The following is a 16,443-nucleotide window of genomic DNA, read 5'->3' on the forward strand; positions in this document are numbered from 1 at the left end:
ATGCCACCGCACCGTGACGGCCAACTGTCGGCGGGAAGTTCCCTCGTAACCCGAACCTGCCGAATATCCGACGTTTCGTTTCGCGCGTTTCTCGCCGGGCGGCCGGCACCGAGAATCTACTGGACGACACCCGACGGACTCGAAATCGCCGCGAGTGGCGCTGTCGCTCGCGTTACGGCGGAGGGTTCCGACCGATTCGAGACCATCCGCGACCAAGCGAGCGACTGCTTCGCCTCGGTCGATACGGAGGGTGGGACTGAAGCAACCCGTCCCCGCCTCTTCGGCGGGTTTTCGTTTCACGCCGAACACGAACCGACTCCGCCATGGAATGGCTTCCCCGGCGCGGAGTTCGTCCTCCCCGAAATCCAGTTGACCCGAACGGAGACGGAGACGTGGCTCACGGTTTCCGCCCGCAACAGGACACCCGACGAAGTCGAAGCAACGTTGGCAGAACTGCGGGCCGAACTGGACGAACTGCCGGGAATGCGCCCGCGCGAGGAGTCTCCCGGCGTGAAATCGACTCGTCACACCACCGCACGCGAAGAGTGGGGAGAACAGGTTCGACAAGCAACCGAGCAAATCCGCGCTGGCGAACTACAGAAAGTCGTTCTCGCAACCGCGCTCGAAGTCGAACTGGAAAACCCCGTCGCGGTTCCGGACACGCTCGAACGACTGCGAACGTCCTACCCGGAATGTTACCGGTTCCTCTTCGAACCCACGACGGCGGGCGGATTTTTCGGCGCGCCGCCGGAACGACTCGTTTCGCTCCGCGGTCAGACGGTCGAAACCGAGGCCCTCGCCGGGTCGATTGCCAGAGGCGAAACACCCGAAGAGGACGACGAACTGGCCGAACTGCTGGCCGAAAGCGAGAAAGTGCGCGAGGAACACGAACTCGTCGCCGAAACCATCCATGACGGACTCGAACCGCTCGCATCGTCCGTCATCGTCGCAAATCGGCAGGTCAAGCGACTTTCGAACATCCAACACCTTCAGACGCCGATTTCGGCGACGCTCGACGGCGACGAACACGTTCTGTCGGTGGTCGAAGCACTTCACCCGACGCCCGCGGTCGGCGGCCTGCCGCCTGAAATGGCCAAACGAACCATCCGCGAGACGGAGACGTTCGACCGCGGATGGTACGCATCGCCGGTCGGGTGGTTCGACGCAAACGGCGACGGCGAGTTCGCTGTCGGGATTCGTTCCGGCGTCGCCGCCGAATCGCGCGTGACCCTGTTTGGCGGCAACGGCATCGTCGCCGACAGCGACCCGGACGACGAGTGGGACGAAGTGCAGTTGAAATTCCTCCCGATTTTGGACGAACTCGAATGAACCATCCGAACAGAAATACGCTGTGGGCCGAGACGTTCGTAGACGAGTTAGCGAAGGCGGGCATCGACGCGGTGTGTCTCGCTCCCGGTAGTCGCTCGACGCCGCTGACGGTGGCGTTTGCAACTCACGGCGACATCGAAGTGTTCTCCCATTTGGACGAGCGGTCTGCCGCCTTTTTCGCGCTCGGACGGGCAAAGCGCACGGGGAAACCGACGCCAATCGTCTGTACCTCAGGAACCGCGGCGGCGAACTTCCACCCTGCAATAATCGAGGCCGACAGGGCGCGCGTGCCGATGCTCGTCTGCACCGCAGACCGGCCCCCGGAACTGCGGGACAGCGGCGCGAATCAGACCGTTGACCAAGAGAAACTGTACGGCGATGCAGTTCGCTGGTATGCAGACCTCGCGGAACCCGAGGCGAACGCGCGCAAACTGCGGTATCTCCGGACGACGACCGCCCGCGCGCTCGGGTCGGCCACCGGAACGCCACCGGGGCCGGTGCATCTCAACTTCCCGTTCCGGAAACCGCTGGAACCGACCGAAGTTTCTGGCGACGTGCCGGAGAATTTCGAGGACGAAGAATTATTCGCGGCGTCGGGACGCGACGGCCCGTTCGTTCGGGTGTCGCAGGGCGTTCCCGAACTGGATTCCGCACGGCTTGCGGACATCGCCGAACCCGTTTTGAATGCGGAGCGGGGCCTGCTGATTGCAGGCCCCGCCGACGCACCGACGCCGACACGAACCGCGCTTGCGAAGTTGGCCGACGAAACCGGGTTTCCGATTCTTGCAGACCCACTGTCGGGCCATCGATTCGGCCACGACAGAACCGTCATCGGGGGATACGACTCGTATCTCGTTCCGGAAGTGACCGAGGACTGGCCAGATCCGGATGTCGTCCTGCGATTCGGAGCCTCGCCGACTTCGAAGGTTCTGCGGAACTATCTCGAACGAACCGACGTACAGCAGTACCTCGTGGATTCCGCGGGCGGATGGCGCGAAGCGACGTTTACCGCGACAGACCTCGTTGTAGCCGACCCGACGCGGTTCGCCCGCCAATTGGCGGGCGAACTCGCGGGAGGAGACCCATCCGACGAGACGTGGACATCCCGCTTCGGGCGCGCGGAGTCGTGCCACTGGAAATCGGTCGCGGAATCGAATGCCCACTTCGAAGGTGGTGTCCTCGCTTCGGTTGCCGAACTCCTCCCCGACCCGGCGACCCTGTTCGTCTCGAACAGCATGCCGGTTCGGGACATCGATCGGTTCGGAAGACCGCACTCGGCCGACGTAACCGTCCTCGGCAACCGCGGCGCGAGCGGTATCGACGGCATCGTCAGTAGCGCGCTCGGGGCGGGCAGCGCCACCGACGACCCGCTGGTTCTCGTGACCGGCGATGTTGCCTACTACCACGATATGAACGGACTGCTCGCGCTCGCGCGCTGTGGCGTCGATGCGACCATCGTGGAAATCAACAACGATGGCGGGGGAATCTTTCATATGCTCCCCATCGAATCGTTCGACCCGCCGTTCACCGGCCAGTTCAAAACGCCACACGGACTCGATTTCGAGGCGACGGGTGAACTCTATGACTTCGATTTCGACCGCGTGGAGTCGCTTTCGGCGTTCTGTGAGCGATTCCGGGCATCCATCGACCGGACGGGAACACAGGTCATCGAAGTCGTGACTGATGCGGAAGCGAGCCATCGAACGCGCGAGTCGTTACAAAAATCCGTCGTTCACGAACTATCAGACTAATTTTCACCGAAGATAATCGCGGCAAGATTAAAGATATTGTCCAGCGAAAAACCAGACGGATGGTCTGTATGACTGGAACTGTTACCGAATCCAAAGAGTTAGTTACGTTTTTGCGGGAGAAAGTCGGTGACCACCTTCGAAGCGTACTGTACTACGACGACGACGCACGGGATTTACTGTACATCCGCGACGACGTTGCCGATGCATACGACGAACGAGGACGTGCGGATGTTCTCCGTGATATGCGCCTCGAAGCTATCGAGAAGGCCCATCAGGAAGACCTTTACATCCATGGTTCGCTCGACTGCACGATTCGCTGTTTCGACGACGCCGTCGAAATGCATTTCATTCACGGCGAAGCCTGCGGAACCGCGGTCGCGCTCGACAGCGAAGTGTTCGCCGTTCACAACACGTTCGTCGGCCACTGTCTCGACGTGATGGGTCAGTAGTCCCAAAACTTCAGACGTCACCTCATCGCTCTCGGTCTTTCGTTTCGACCTGTTCACGCAGCTCCGACACTTCTCGTTTGAGTTCCTCCATGTCCTCCTTCGAACGTTTGTGCGCCACAAACAGTCCGCCGAAGATGGTGAGCGGCAGGCCGAACAGCATCAGGGCCATGATGAAAATGACGAACAGTTCCATGCCGCCGGGGATCGGGCCGAACAGCGGAACCGATTCGAATAGGGAAACCGACCCGAACTGGGGAATCATACAGGTGGGTTGACAACCCTCCGGCAAAAGTTTCGTGGTCGAATTTCGTTTATCAGGTTCCGAGCGCGAGCGGCCCCATCAACACGCCCATCAGGTGTACCCGGCGACAGCCAACTCGTGGAGGAAGCAGACCGAGGAGAATACTCACGAGGAAGATGCCAATGCCGACGATTCCCGCGAACAGGAACGAGGCCACGACTAACAAAGAAAGAACGCCGAATGAAAGGGTTCGATACTCCATCCGTCCGACCGTTTCGAGATACGTATCACCCAGCACGAGAACGAGGACGAATCCGACGATTCCGGCGACTGCGACACTGACCAACAGTGTCGGCAGATGAAGCGGTGTATTCGTCTCCCGAAGTGCGACCATCACGCCGGTTCGGGGCGTACCGAGGGCGACGAGTGCAAATAAAGCAAAAACCGTGTTCGCCGTGTTGACGCCGCTCGTCGCTACGATGAAACCTCGCCCGCCGGTTCGCCCCGGAACGAGCGCGAGCGCGATGACCGCCGCAATCGCGCTCGAAACGCCGGGTAGGTAGCCGACGATTGCGCCAGCGACCGCACCCGCGAGCGCGGTTTGCCCCACGTCCCGCCGTGGAGTTGTAACGGTCGCCGACGACTGCTTTGGCACGCCTGCTCCGTCCATCGCATCGACCAAGACGGGTGCACCGAACAACCCGGCAAAGAGCGGGGTCAGCACGCCGCCCGCGTCCAGCGGTGCGGCGGGCGACAGGTCGAGCGTCACGACGCCGAGTAGCACGCTCGAACAGAAAGAAACGAGGCCGCCGACTCGCCCGCGCATCGTGGCCTCGGTGACGATGAGAAATCCCGCAACTCCGGCGAGGACGAACGGCATGTTTTCCCTGACGAACGGATACGCCGTGGTCATGAGTTCCGTCACGGGAATTGCGAGTGGAACGGCGAACGCAACCGCCAGACCGCTTCCCAGGGCCGAGAGGCAAATCGCCTCTCGGCCCTGTCCCTCGATGACGAGTCGATGGCCGGGGAGCGCCGACACCGCCATCACGGGGTCGGGAACCCCCAACGCGAGCGTCGGCACGACATCGAGAAACGAATGAACGACGCCCGCGGCCAGCATCGACGCACCGACGAGTTCCGGCGGCCCGGGAACCGCCGGAGCGACCGACGCGAGCAGCAAGGCGAGGTTGTTGACGTGAATTCCCGGCGTCAGCCCGCTGATTGTTCCGAGCGTGACGCCTCCAAGAACGAACGCGAGCGTCGTTACCGTCATCGCCGGAGCAACCACCAACCGCGTTCCGAACACCTCCATCGACCCGGAGTGGTTCCATGTTCGTATTTAAACGTTCGTGGGCGGGTGGCGGTCGTGGCGATGGCTGTCGTTCGGACTACGGAAAAAGGCGACTGCGTAGCCCTCGGCTACGCGGTCGCTCTCCAACTCGATTCGCACACGAAAGAAAAATTGGTCTGACCGGTGTGGTGTCGTCGTTTAACCGAAGAGTTCGCCGAGACCTTCGCCGTCTGCTTCGTCGTCTTCGTCGTCTTCTTCTTCTTCTTCAGCGGCCTCTTCCTCTTCGGCTTCGTCGTCGCCACCCTCGTCGCCACCTGCAGCACCGCCTGCAGCGGCTCCACCGGCGGGAACAGCGGCGGCCTGTTCGACGGCCTCGTCGATGTCGACGTCTTCGAGTGCGGCGACGAGCGCCTTGACACGCGATTCTTCGACATCGACGCCAGCGGCGTCGAGGACGTTGGTGAGGTTTTCTTCGTTGAGTTCTTCGCCCGATTCGTTCAAGATGAGTGCAGCGTAAACGTATTCCATTGGTAGTTATCCGAACATTGCGCCGAGGCCTTCTCCGCCTGCGTCTTCGTCTTCGTCGTCGTCATCGTCGTCTTCAGGCTCGGCGTCAGTTGTTTCTTCGTCAGTCGATTCTTCTTCGTCAGCACCGCCCGCGGCAGGCGCTTCGATTCCGCGAAGCTCCTCGGGGAGTGCCTCTTCGTCGTCGATTTGTGCAGCCAGTGTGCGAACTTGCGCGTCCGCCTTGCTCACGAGATCCGGAGCGAGGTCCGGGCTTTCGATGGCGGCTTGAAGACCAAGGCTCTTGGCCTCGCCAGTCGCCTTCGAGACGAGCAGGGGTGCGGTCTGTTCGGTCGGGAACACCGCGTTGACGGAGAGGTTGCGACCGAAGGCGGCCGCTCGCTCGACGTCTGCGCGGTACTCGTCCACGTCGATGGCGAGTTCGTCCGACTCGAACATCACGCCGTCCGAATAGACGGCGCGCAGGTCAAGTCCGACCTCTTTCGGCTCCATGCCGAGTTCGGCGAGCACGTTCGCCAGTTCCGACGACACCTCGTCGCCTTCCTCCGCGACGAGGCTGTCCTCGGTCACGTGGATGGAGCCGTCCATAATCCGTGCGGCGGCACCGGCCTGCTGGAGTTCACCAACGAATGGGCCGGGGTCAACGCCCGTGTCTCCTTCCGGAATCGTGATTTCGTTCGGGGCGATTTCGCCCGCCGAAATCGGTGCCGGACTTTTGGACGCTTCGAGTTCCTTGTACAGACCGAACGGGTTGTCGTTCGTTCCGATGAGGCCAACCTGTCCGGAGATGTACTCTTCGAGGTCTTCGAAGCCGTCACCGACCGAGTCCAGTGCGCGCTCTACCAGCGTATTTCGGCTGACGCGGAGTTCCGCGCTACCGTGGAGACTGCGGCGCATATTCTGGAGCTGTTTGCTCGGGATGCCGGTGATGTTGACGACGCCGACACTGCTGTAGTTGTCGACGAAATCCGTCAGCTCAGCGACTTCCGTTTCTTTCCACTTCGGAATCGTCTCGGTCTTACGTTCTGCGGACATCTTAGGCCACCTCCACGGACGGTCCCATCGTCGTTTTCACGAAGATGGTGTCGACGTTGAGCGGGCCTTTCTCCAAGTTGGAGTGAAGACGCCGGACGATAACGTCGATGTTGTCCGAGATATCCTCCGCGGACATATCTTCCGCGCCGACGCGCGTGTGGAACGTGCGTCGGTCACCGCTTCGAAGTTGGACGGTGTTTTTCATCCGGTTGACGGTTTCGACGACGTCGTCGTCGGGCTGAAGCGGTGTCGGCATCTTACCGCGCGGGCCGAGGACGGTACCGAGGTATCGACCGATGTCCTGCATCATCGACGCTTCGGCGATGAAGAAGTCGGTCTTACCAGCGAGGTCTTTTGCGGCGTCGTCGTCGCCACCCAGTTCTTCCAACTCATCGCCTGAGAGAACGTCGTCGGCGACGTCTTCGGCGCGGAGGGCGGTTTCGCCCTCCGCGAACACGATGATTTGGGTTTCTTGTCCAGTTCCGGACGGGAGTACGATACTCTCGTCGACACGATTCGACGGATCGTTTAAATCGAGGTCGCGCAGGTTAATCGCGAGGTCGACCGTTTCGCGGAAATTCCGCTCAGGTGCGTCCTCGAGTGCGCGAGAGACTGCTTGCTCTATCTCATTATCTGCCATCGTTCACCTCCGTAGTACGCAGGAATGCTCCTACGGGTCAGTGAAACAGGCGATGCCTGTCTCACCGGAAATTGACGCATGTCGAACTTAAACCCGTCGAACCAGTACGCATCGTGGTAGTCGCCGACACCGGTTTGAGGCGTGCTATCGAACCAGTACACTCCACATGGTGTCCCTTTCGGGTCTGTTGGCGCTCCTCCTCGCGCTGGTGCATCTCGTGACTGGAAACGTACAGTCGTTCCGCGCGACTCCACGGAGTCGGTGGCTCTCGATAGCAGGCGGCGCGTCGGTTGCCTACGTCTTCGTCCACCTCCTTCCGGAACTCGAAGGCGGGACGGTGCTCGCGTCCGTCCCATTATTCGTCGGCTTTCTCGAACGACACGTCTACATCGTCGCGCTGATTGGATTTTCGCTGTTCTACGGATTGGAAGTCCTCGCGCGCGAGTCCGGACGAGAAGCCGATGGGAAACGAACCGACGACGAAATATTCTGGCTCCATATCGGAACGTTCACCGCGTACAACGCACTCATTGGCTATCTGCTCGTCCATCGGGAGCAACCGGGACCGGTAAATCTCATGCTGTATGCCGTCGCAATGGGCCTCCATTTCGTCGTGAACGACTATGGACTTCGGGAGTTCCACGAAGATAGCTACGACCGACTCGGACGCTGGCTGCTCGCCGGGGCAGTCATCGTCGGCTGGGCCATCGGAAACGCGACGGAAGTCGATGAAGCCGTGGTAAACACTCTATTCGCATTTTTGGCTGGTGGCGTCATCCTCAACGTCATCAAAGAAGAACTGCCCGAGGAGCGCGAAAGCCGTTTCTGGTCGTTTGCGCTCGGAGCGGGAAGCTACACGCTGCTCTTACTATTCGTCTGATTTGAAAACGGAAAAACCCGGATTAGGCTTCGAGCGCGTCGTCGTATTCGCCAGCATCGACCTTCGCTTTGAACTCTCGCGCGTCCACGCCTTCGACGGTGACGCCGAGTGACGCACAGGTACCGACGACTTCCTTCGCCGCGTTCTTCGTGTCGTAGGCGAGGAGGTCGGGGTGTTTCTGCTCCGCAATCGTTTTCACTTGGTCGATGGAGAGGTCGGCGACGAAGTTCTTCTGGGGTTCGCCACTGCCCGTCTCGAATCCGGCCTCGTCCTTGATGAGCGCCGCCGTCGGCGGGACACCGATTTCGAGGTCGAAACTGCCGTCCTCCTCGATGGAGATGGTGACGGGCACTTCCGTGCCGTCGAATGCAGCAGTCTGCTCGTTGATTTCGTTGACGACTTCTTGCACGTTGACCGCGGTCGGGCCGAGTTCCGGGCCGAGCGGTGGGCCGGGGTTGGCCTGCCCTCCGGGTACGAGGACTTCGATTGTATCAGCCATACCCGAACGAAATCTCGCTGGAGTTTTAAGGATTACCTTTTCGGGCGTTCGGAAGCGGTTCGTAGAAATTTTTTCATCATCGAATGGTGGGTTCGCTTCCGACGAGGAGTAAGAAGAAACGATGTGGGTTAGGGCAGACTTACGCCGTGTCGTCCGAGAAACTTGTTCGCCTGCTTGATTTCGACCGGACTTCCGACGACACGGCAGTACTCTTCTCCGAGCGGAACGATGCTGACTATGAACTGCCGCTCCAACTCGCGTCGAATCTCACCGAGTGCGTCACAGGGGAGGACGATTTGAGTGCTGTCGCGGAGGCGGGCAGGATCCGGCATTACGTATAGTCGTTACGATGGCCGAAACGTATTAACGTACCGAAACCATCGGCTGTTTCCCGTTGACGCGAAGGAACAAGTTTTTCGGCAATCACGGCTGACGTGTTTCTAATGGGACTGGAGGAGGAAATCGAAGCACTCCGCGAGGAGATAACCAACACGCCGTACAACAAGTCCACCGAGTCGCACATCGGACGGCTGAAGGCGAAACTCGCGGAGAAAAAGGAAAAGTTGGAAAACCAGTCCTCTGCTGGCGGTGGCGAAGGCTACGCAGTCGAGAAAACGGGCGACGCGACGGTTGCCTTCGTCGGATTCCCGAGCGTCGGCAAATCGACTTTGTTGAACTCGCTCACCGCCGCAGAGAGCGAAGTCGGCGCATACGAGTTCACGACGCTGAACGTGAATCCGGGCATGTTGCAGTACAACGGTGCGAACATCCAACTGCTCGACGTGCCGGGACTCATCGAAGGTGCGGCCCACGGACGCGGTGGTGGACAGGAAGTGCTCTCCGTCGTCCGCGCCGCAGACCTCGTGGTGTTCGTCCTCTCCGTCTTCGAAATCGACCAGTACGAACGGCTCAGCAAGGAGTTGTACGAGAACAAGATTCGGCTGGATTCTACCCCACCGAGCATCTCGATTGCGAAGAAAGGACGAGGTGGGATCAGAGTCACGTCCAGCGTTGACCAAGACCTCTCCGAGAACGTCATCAAGGAAATTCTCCGCGAGCGTGGGTACGTGAACGCAAACGTGACGCTTCGGGAGAAGATGGACATCGACCGCCTGCTCGACGGTATCATGGACAACCGCGAGTACATCCCGTCGATGGTGACGGTGAACAAGGTCGACCTCATCGAACCCGACTACGCCGAGAAAGTCAAAGCCGACCTACGTGACCACGATATCGACCCCGACGAAGCGGTGTTCATCAGCGCGGAAAAGGAGAAAGGATTGGATGCACTGCGCGAGAAAATCTGGGACGAACTCGGCCTGATGCGAATCTACATGGATAAACCGGGTCGTGGTGTCGATTACGACGAACCGCTCGTTCTCCCCAAGGAGAGTACCATCGAAGACTCGTTCGACAGACTCGGCGGCGACATGCGCCAACGGTTCCGATTCGCGCGCGTCAGTGGCCCGAGTGCGAAACACGACGAACAACAGGTCGGGAAGGAACACGAACTTGCCGATGAAGACGTGCTTCGGATGATTCTCCGGAAGTGAGGCTTCTGTCGCGTTCTCTCTCCGATTTGGCCACGTCTCGACGCCTCGTGTTGCTATCGCTGTTCGCACTCCCGTGGGTGGTTCTCGTCGCGCCGAGCGGGACGACGCTGATTTTTCCGTGGGGATTGGTGAACCCTGCATCACTGCACGTCACGACGCTTCCGGAGTATCTGTTCGTCCTGACCGTCGGATTACCGCCGCAACTTCTCGCGTGGCCGCTAAGCGTGCTCTTCTATCTACTTGCGCTCGTAAGCGCGTTTTCGGGGCGAGTCGAAGATCGACGGGTAACCGGTGGACTCCTCGTTCTGGCGGGCGTGACCCAATTGAACTTCGTCTTCCGATTCGTCGCGTATGGCGGATTGGTCGTCCCACTTGGCCCAATCGCAGTGTTCGCCGTCGTTTGGTGGTTTCATTGGCCCGACCTGCGCGGTGCGCTGAGTAGGTAGCAGATAGTCCAGTAGTAGATAGCGGATAACGACTGTTAATCCAATGCGCGCTCTCGCGCACGCACGCGACGGAAAATCAAGATGAATTGGACAGGGTGGCCAGAACATTCATCAGGAAATCGAACGGAACTTCCGCGAGCGGTACGCTTTTCGCCCCCGAGAGGGTGGTTTCTCACGTATGAACGGGATAATCGACCACGTCATGATGCGGGTAGCGGATTTGGACGAAACGCTCGACTGGTACGGCGAACACCTCGATTATGAGGAGAAAGGTCGATGGGAGGCCGACACGTTCACCAACGTCTACCTCGGCCCGGAGGACGGTCACGACGACGGTGCCCTGCTGGAAATCACCTACAATCACGACGACCGAAGCTACGAGTTGGGCGACGCGTGGGGCCACATCGCAGTGCGCGTCGAGGACGTGTACGACGCCTACGAGGAACTGATGGATGCGGGCGTCGAAGATTACCGCGACCCCGATTCCTGTGGCGGACGCTACGCGTTCGTAAAAGACCCGGATGGACACGAAATCGAAATCGTCCAACGCGACCACGGCGCGCGCTGGAGTATCGACCACACCATGATTCGCGTGGAGGATGCCGACGAAGCGCTCGGCTTCTGGACGCGAAAGTTCGAGTACGAACACACCGGCCGCTGGGAATCGGATTCGTTCGCCAACTACTTCATGAAGCCCGAAGACGCCGCCGAAGCGGCGATGGCGGTCGAACTTACGTACAACTACGACGGCCGAAGCTACGAGCTGGGCGACGCGTGGGGCCATCTCGCCGTGCGCGCGGACGACCTCCACGACGGATGGGAGACGCTGATGGAGCGCGAGGCAGAGGAGTACCGCGACCCCGAGTCCTGTGACGACCGTTACGCCTTCACCAAAGACCAAGACGGCCACGAAATCGAAGTTATCGAGCGCAACTGAGCGAAAACAACGATTTCTCGGAACCGACTCGAATCAGCAATTTTTACCGGGAACCCCGCAAAAAACGACGATTTACCAGATAGATTTCATTGACTCTCTGCGTTCATAATCGGTTATAATTCATGTCTTCATTTGGTTCGTTCCTTCACTACCACTTAAAGACTGGAACTGTGAATCTGTTCGTTAATGTCCCCTTACTCCGAGCGAAACTGTCAATACAAATCGATTAAGTTCAATTTCATTAACCTTCCGTCGAATCCCCATCGAATCCGGTACTCCGTAAATTCCGGGGTATGAGTGGATAACACCCCGTTCCAGACCACAAAGCATTTATAACAACGGGCTTACGTTCTTTCTGTACCCCCTACCCATGGTGGCAGATGGAGTACCGCGTTCATCCCGGTGTGGTTCCGGTTTGGACAAATCACGAAAGTGGTCGTGGGAAAAGAACTGTCGCCGACCAAGAAACAACTAACGAGAAAGCATGACAGGAAATATGACAAAGGTTCGCAGCCTGTTCCTCACCGCGCTTATGGTTATGTCGGTTTTCGCCGGCGCAACCGCGTTCGCGGGAACGGCTGGTGCGGCCAGTAACAATCTGAGCACGCCCGGAACCTACTACAGCGGTCAGACGCTGTGGATCGACGCAACAGACGTTAACGACAGCAGCGGCGCACAAATTGACGCAGTACAGATCCGCGAAGTCGAGGACAACACTAACGGTAACCTCGAACTGAGCGCCCCGAAAGACGTTCAGAGCCTTGACAGCGACAACACGGCAACGTTCAGTCTGGGCGACTTCAGCGGAAAATACGCTCTCACCACGACGGAGGGTGACGTTCTCACCTTCTCCGACGGTGTAGCTTCGAAAGCTGCCACGGAAGAGAACGGCATTCTCGAAGTCATCTCGCACAACTTCGAAGCGAGCTTCGATGACGACTCCGTTGTGAACGACGGTCCTGACGCAGAAACCACGCTTGACGTGGACGCTGACCGACCAGACTACGAAGTCGCCGTCTCCTCCGACGATCTTGAGCAGAAGACGCTCTACGACATCTTCGGTGACAGCAGCCAGTGGGACGCTAACCACACCGACGGCGAATCCGTTGTCCTTAACGCGCAATCTTCCAGCGAAATCACCGCCGACTTCTCCGGTGTCAAGACTGGCGACCACGACTTCACCTTCAAGGTGAACGATTCGGACGTCGAAGTCTCCGAGAACATCACCGTCGAAGAAGCAGGTGACAAAGAGGCAAACTTTGACGATGTCTCGTCAGTTGCCCGCGGTGACATCTCTAACATCACGGTTGACCTCGAAAACACCGACACGGCATACGTGCAGGTTGGTAACTACGAAGAAGACAACTTCCAAGTCAACGTCGAAGTGCGAGACACCAACGACAACGGCAAAGCGAGCTTCCACCTGAACACCTTCAAGACCAACGACGGTAACTACGTGTCCGCGGCAGAAGGTACGAGTATCGAATACGAGAATGCTAGTACCCTCGAAAGCGAACCGATTGCGTCGAACAACTACGTTCTGAGTGCTGGAGTAACCGGATGGGAATCGACTGACAACTCGAACTACGACGTTGTCGCAAGCCCAACCGACCGAACCACGCTCAACATCAACGACCGTTCGACCGACTCGATACAGACGTGGGTTCAGCCCGCTGACATCGACATCAACACCGAGGATGTTTCCACTGTGACGGACACCGTCACGCAGCGTAACGTCGTCGCCGGCGACGACAAAGTGATCCTCAAGGTTGACGCAACCGGTATCTACGGTGCGCTCGACACCGGCACGTTCGAAGAGAACAACATGTCGATGGAGATCACGGAAACCGGCAGCAACATTGAGTCGAACACTGACGCTGACAGCGTTGACTTCTCGAACGTCGACATCGTCACCGACGGCGAAAACGGCACGTTCTACGCAGTTATTGACGCGAACGCGCTCAACAACGCGGACGACCAAGACGATCCATACGGTGAATGGGAAGCAACGTTCACGGTTCAGGACGACTACGTCCTCAACAGTAACGGCGAGGACGAAAGCGTCTCGAGCACCTTCTCCTACGAAAAGAAGTCCATGACGCTCAACGACGGCGAAGACCTCGAAGTTCCGCTCGGTAACGGTACCATCGCGGGTGAAACCAACCTCGCCCCCGGTACGGAACTCACCGTCGTCGCATCCAGCGGCGTCTTCTACAAAGAGAACGGTGACGTGACGGTTAACGACGACGGCACATTCTCGGCAGACTACGACTTCGACACGGAGGGTGTCGAAAACGGTACCGAGTTCACCGCCTACGTCATCAACCACCAAGACGACACTGAAATCAACGGTATGGTCAACGCCGACATGCAAGAGGACGGCGACGACGACAACACGACGACGACCACTACCACGACGACCACGACGACGACCACCACGTCTGACACCACGGACACCACGACGACGTCCAGTACGGACGACGGTGAAGACACCACGTCGACCGACGACAGTGAGGACACCACGTCCAACGACGATGGTCAGCCTGGCTTCGGTGTCGCAATCTCCGTTGTCGCACTCCTCGCCGCAGCGCTCCTCGCGCTCCGCCGAGAGAACTAAATCGGACACGCAGTCCGACTTCGAATAACTAATTCCTTCTTTCGCGCACTCAATCGATGAGCGACAGCGCTATCCAACGATACTAAAACTCGTGACTGTCCCGCGCAAAAACGGCAGTTCGGCGGGAAACCACAATTTTGTAAAACCGATTCGTCACCACGACGCTATTCTACAAAATTCAAAAACTAACTACTCGACGGTTAGCAGGTCACTCGGCGCGCCCGCGAGCGATTCGAGGGCGTCCGCTTCGATGTGGTGCAAGTCGCCCGGCACGACGAGGAGGTGGAGCGGGTCGCCGAAGTCACGCTCCGCAAGTTTCGACAGTCGGTCGGCTTCGACCAGGGGGTCGGGACTACCTGCGCGTGCGACGACTACCGCAAGCACGTCGTCGTAGCCGTCGGCGAGCATCTCCGCGGCCACGTCGGCGGTCATGTACTCGTCTTCGGCGTCCGCATCGCCTTTGTCGGATGGGTTCCAGCCGACTTTGATGTCGAGATAGACGAGCGTGTGCAGGCCGCGCTCGCGGTTGTCGTCCAGTACGTTCGTCACGCTGGCGGGGAGGCCGTCCGCGCCGTGGGCGTAATCGAACGGAAGCGTGGTTGCCTTACCGAAGCGATAGTTTTGAAGACCGGTGAGGCCGCTCGCGGCGGACTCCGCGGTCGGGGCGTGGATGACTCTTGTGTCGATGCCTCGGTCTTCGGCACGCAGTCGGAGGTCAACGTGTGTGGTCGAAATCATGGTGTCGCCAGCCGTGAGAAACACGGCGTGGCCGGATTCCGCGGCGGAGAGGATTGCCTTGGGGTCTTGTTCGACACCGGCGCGGTTTCTGACGGTGATTTCCTTTTCGTGGAACGCTTCGAGGTCGGCGACGTCCGCACCGATGAGTTTGCTGGTGTAGAACTCGGCGAACAGGTCGTCCGCGCCGGCGATTGCATCCCTGCCTTCGACGGTGATTGAGCGTTCGTCGTACAGACCGAGGCCGATGAAGGTAAGCATAGCCGACTTTGGGAAGTCGGACGCTTAAACGACGCGACCCGAAGCGTCAGCGTTAACGCTGGCTTGGGGCAACGAATAGGTATGAAAGCGCCCTGCGTGCGCATCGAACGAAAACGCGGTGAGACGACGCGCCGCGAACTCGCAGAGTCCGATCTGATTCCGGACGACCTCGAAATCGTCGTCGAAGGCGGGTGGCTTTACGTTCCCGTTTCCGACCCTGACGCGGTTCCGGACGGGTTCGAGGTCGTCGAACACGACGTGCCGACCCGCGAGACGCCGGACACGCCCGCCGACATCCTCGGATTCGACCCGAGCTACGAACGACTCGGGGACATCGTGCTCGTTGACGAGGACGACCCAGCGAGAGCGCGCGAAATCGCGGATGCAATCGTGGCGTCAGAATTGCCCGTCAAAACCGTGCTCAACCGTGCGTCGAAAGTCAAAGGCGAAACCCGCGTGCGCGATTGGGACGTGCTCGTGGGCGACCAGACCGAAACGGTTCACCGCGAATACGGCTGTGAGTTCTCGCTCGACGTCTCGCGGGTGTACTTCTCACCCCGCCTCGCAACTGAACGCCACCGCGTGGCCGAACAGGTTGACCCCGACGAACGGGCGTTCGACATGTTCGCGGGGGTTGGCCCGTTCGTCATCCCCTTCGCAAAGCGCGGCGCGCAGGTCGTCGGCACCGACGTGAACGACGTGGCGATAGAATACCTTCGAGAAAACGCCCGCCGAAACGGCGTCGAAAATCGAGTAACCGCCATTGCCGGAGACGTTCGGGAGACGGTTTCGGAGTACGAAAATTGGGCTGACCGTCTCGTGATGAACCTGCCCCACAGCGCGGGCGAGTTCCTCGACACCGCAGTTTCCCTCGCGGAGGATGAGTGTGTGATTCATTACTACGACATTCAGCACGAAGACGACCCGTTCGGGCCGGGCGAGAAAGCAATCCGCGCGGCGGCGGAACCCGAGTACGACGTGTCGGTCGAAACTAAACGGGAAGTCCGGTCGTATGCACCCCACGAACTGAACGTCTGTTTGGACGTGCGATTAACGCGGTAGTTCGTGATAGATTAACTCTGTACCCGCAGGCATTTCGCAACCCTTATGCACTCCGTGGTGTCTACGTTTGAATGTCGCAAGACATAGCGCGCCGGTGTAGCTCAGACTGGCAGAGCGATTCCTTCGTAAGGAATAGGCCGAGGGTTCAAATCCCTCCACCGGCTCTTTCTACCGAACGAAGTGAGGTTA

Annotated in this window: 17 protein-coding genes and 1 tRNA gene; 10 read left to right on the forward strand and 8 right to left on the reverse strand. The window is 59.3% G+C overall.

Going from position 1 to position 16,443, the window contains the following annotated elements; all coding sequences use genetic code 11:
• The 3 genes from HL45_RS10165 to HL45_RS10175 all read left to right on the forward strand — a co-directional run bounded on the left by HL45_RS10165 (position 1) and on the right by HL45_RS10175 (position 3,529).
• Positions 1-1,329, forward strand: a complete 1,329-nt coding sequence (locus HL45_RS10165; protein ID WP_049970987.1) for an isochorismate synthase — start codon at positions 1-3, stop codon at positions 1,327-1,329.
• Positions 1,326-3,080 (forward strand): 2-succinyl-5-enolpyruvyl-6-hydroxy-3-cyclohexene-1-carboxylic-acid synthase, encoded by a 1,755-nt coding sequence (gene menD / locus HL45_RS10170; RefSeq protein WP_049970988.1) that lies wholly within the window; start codon positions 1,326-1,328, stop codon positions 3,078-3,080. Before HL45_RS10165 ends, menD begins: the two co-directional genes overlap by 4 nt.
• 68 nt (positions 3,081-3,148) lie before the next feature.
• Positions 3,149-3,529: a DUF7522 family protein gene (locus tag HL45_RS10175; protein WP_144240059.1), complete on the forward strand. Its 381-nt coding sequence runs from the start codon at positions 3,149-3,151 to the stop codon at positions 3,527-3,529.
• Positions 3,530-3,551: 22 nt separating this feature from the next.
• On the opposite strand, the gene HL45_RS10180 is transcribed toward HL45_RS10175, so the two are convergent.
• The 5 genes from HL45_RS10180 to HL45_RS10200 form a co-directional block, all read right to left on the reverse strand.
• Positions 3,552-3,791: a hypothetical protein gene (locus tag HL45_RS10180; RefSeq protein WP_049970990.1), complete on the reverse strand. Its 240-nt coding sequence runs from the start codon at positions 3,789-3,791 to the stop codon at positions 3,552-3,554.
• A gap of 52 nt (positions 3,792-3,843) precedes the next feature.
• Positions 3,844-5,085: a tripartite tricarboxylate transporter permease gene (locus HL45_RS10185; protein ID WP_049970991.1), complete on the reverse strand. Its 1,242-nt coding sequence runs from the start codon at positions 5,083-5,085 to the stop codon at positions 3,844-3,846.
• Between the two features lie 177 nt (positions 5,086-5,262).
• Positions 5,263-5,592, reverse strand: a complete 330-nt coding sequence (gene rpl12p, locus HL45_RS10190; protein WP_049970992.1) for a 50S ribosomal protein P1 — start codon at positions 5,590-5,592, stop codon at positions 5,263-5,265.
• A gap of 6 nt (positions 5,593-5,598) precedes the next feature.
• Positions 5,599-6,624, reverse strand: coding sequence for a 50S ribosomal protein L10 (locus tag HL45_RS10195; protein WP_049970993.1), 1,026 nt, complete (start codon positions 6,622-6,624; stop codon positions 5,599-5,601).
• A 1-nt stretch (position 6,625) separates the two neighbouring features.
• The gene (locus HL45_RS10200; protein ID WP_049970994.1) at positions 6,626-7,264 is read right to left on the reverse strand and encodes a 50S ribosomal protein L1; all 639 of its coding nucleotides are present in this window, start codon (positions 7,262-7,264) and stop codon (positions 6,626-6,628) included.
• 166 nt (positions 7,265-7,430) lie between these two features.
• Here HL45_RS10200 and HL45_RS10205 point away from each other — a divergent pair, with 166 nt between their 5' ends.
• On the forward strand, positions 7,431-8,144 hold the full coding sequence (locus tag HL45_RS10205; protein WP_049970995.1) for a hypothetical protein: 714 nt from the start codon (positions 7,431-7,433) through the stop codon (positions 8,142-8,144).
• Positions 8,145-8,166: 22 nt separating this feature from the next.
• Here the strand turns inward: HL45_RS10205 and HL45_RS10210 are convergent, their stop codons facing one another.
• Positions 8,167-8,643, reverse strand: coding sequence for a 50S ribosomal protein L11 (locus tag HL45_RS10210; RefSeq protein ID WP_049970996.1), 477 nt, complete (start codon positions 8,641-8,643; stop codon positions 8,167-8,169).
• A 128-nt stretch (positions 8,644-8,771) separates the two neighbouring features.
• The gene (locus HL45_RS10215; RefSeq protein ID WP_049970997.1) at positions 8,772-8,975 is read right to left on the reverse strand and encodes a VNG_1110C family protein; all 204 of its coding nucleotides are present in this window, start codon (positions 8,973-8,975) and stop codon (positions 8,772-8,774) included.
• 111 nt (positions 8,976-9,086) lie between these two features.
• Between HL45_RS10215 and HL45_RS10220 the strand changes: the two genes are divergently transcribed.
• The 4 genes from HL45_RS10220 to HL45_RS10235 all read left to right on the forward strand — a co-directional run bounded on the left by HL45_RS10220 (position 9,087) and on the right by HL45_RS10235 (position 14,196).
• On the forward strand, positions 9,087-10,196 hold the full coding sequence (locus tag HL45_RS10220; RefSeq protein WP_049970998.1) for an OBG GTPase family GTP-binding protein: 1,110 nt from the start codon (positions 9,087-9,089) through the stop codon (positions 10,194-10,196).
• Positions 10,193-10,642 (forward strand): TIGR04206 family protein, encoded by a 450-nt coding sequence (locus tag HL45_RS10225; RefSeq protein ID WP_049970999.1) that lies wholly within the window; start codon positions 10,193-10,195, stop codon positions 10,640-10,642. Before HL45_RS10220 ends, HL45_RS10225 begins: the two co-directional genes overlap by 4 nt.
• A 178-nt stretch (positions 10,643-10,820) precedes the next feature.
• On the forward strand, positions 10,821-11,579 hold the full coding sequence (locus tag HL45_RS10230; protein WP_049971000.1) for a VOC family protein: 759 nt from the start codon (positions 10,821-10,823) through the stop codon (positions 11,577-11,579).
• A 496-nt stretch (positions 11,580-12,075) separates the two neighbouring features.
• Entirely contained in the window at positions 12,076-14,196 is a 2,121-nt protein-coding gene (locus tag HL45_RS10235) for a DUF7827 domain-containing protein (RefSeq protein WP_049971001.1), read from the forward strand.
• A 189-nt stretch (positions 14,197-14,385) separates the two neighbouring features.
• Here the strand turns inward: HL45_RS10235 and dph5 are convergent, their stop codons facing one another.
• The gene (gene dph5 / locus HL45_RS10240) at positions 14,386-15,192 is read right to left on the reverse strand and encodes a diphthine synthase (RefSeq protein WP_049971002.1); all 807 of its coding nucleotides are present in this window, start codon (positions 15,190-15,192) and stop codon (positions 14,386-14,388) included.
• Between the two features lie 81 nt (positions 15,193-15,273).
• On the opposite strand from dph5, the gene HL45_RS10245 reads away from it, so the two are divergent.
• Both HL45_RS10245 and HL45_RS10250 read left to right on the forward strand, forming a co-directional pair.
• A complete protein-coding gene (locus HL45_RS10245) occupies positions 15,274-16,254 on the forward strand; it encodes a class I SAM-dependent methyltransferase (RefSeq protein ID WP_049971003.1) in 981 nt (326 codons plus the stop codon).
• 90 nt (positions 16,255-16,344) lie between these two features.
• Positions 16,345-16,418: transfer RNA gene (locus HL45_RS10250), tRNA-Thr, on the forward strand.
• Positions 16,419-16,443: the final 25 nt, after the last annotated feature.

This window comes from Haladaptatus cibarius D43 (assembly GCF_000710615.1).
Classification (GTDB): domain Archaea; phylum Halobacteriota; class Halobacteria; order Halobacteriales; family Haladaptataceae; genus Haladaptatus; species Haladaptatus cibarius.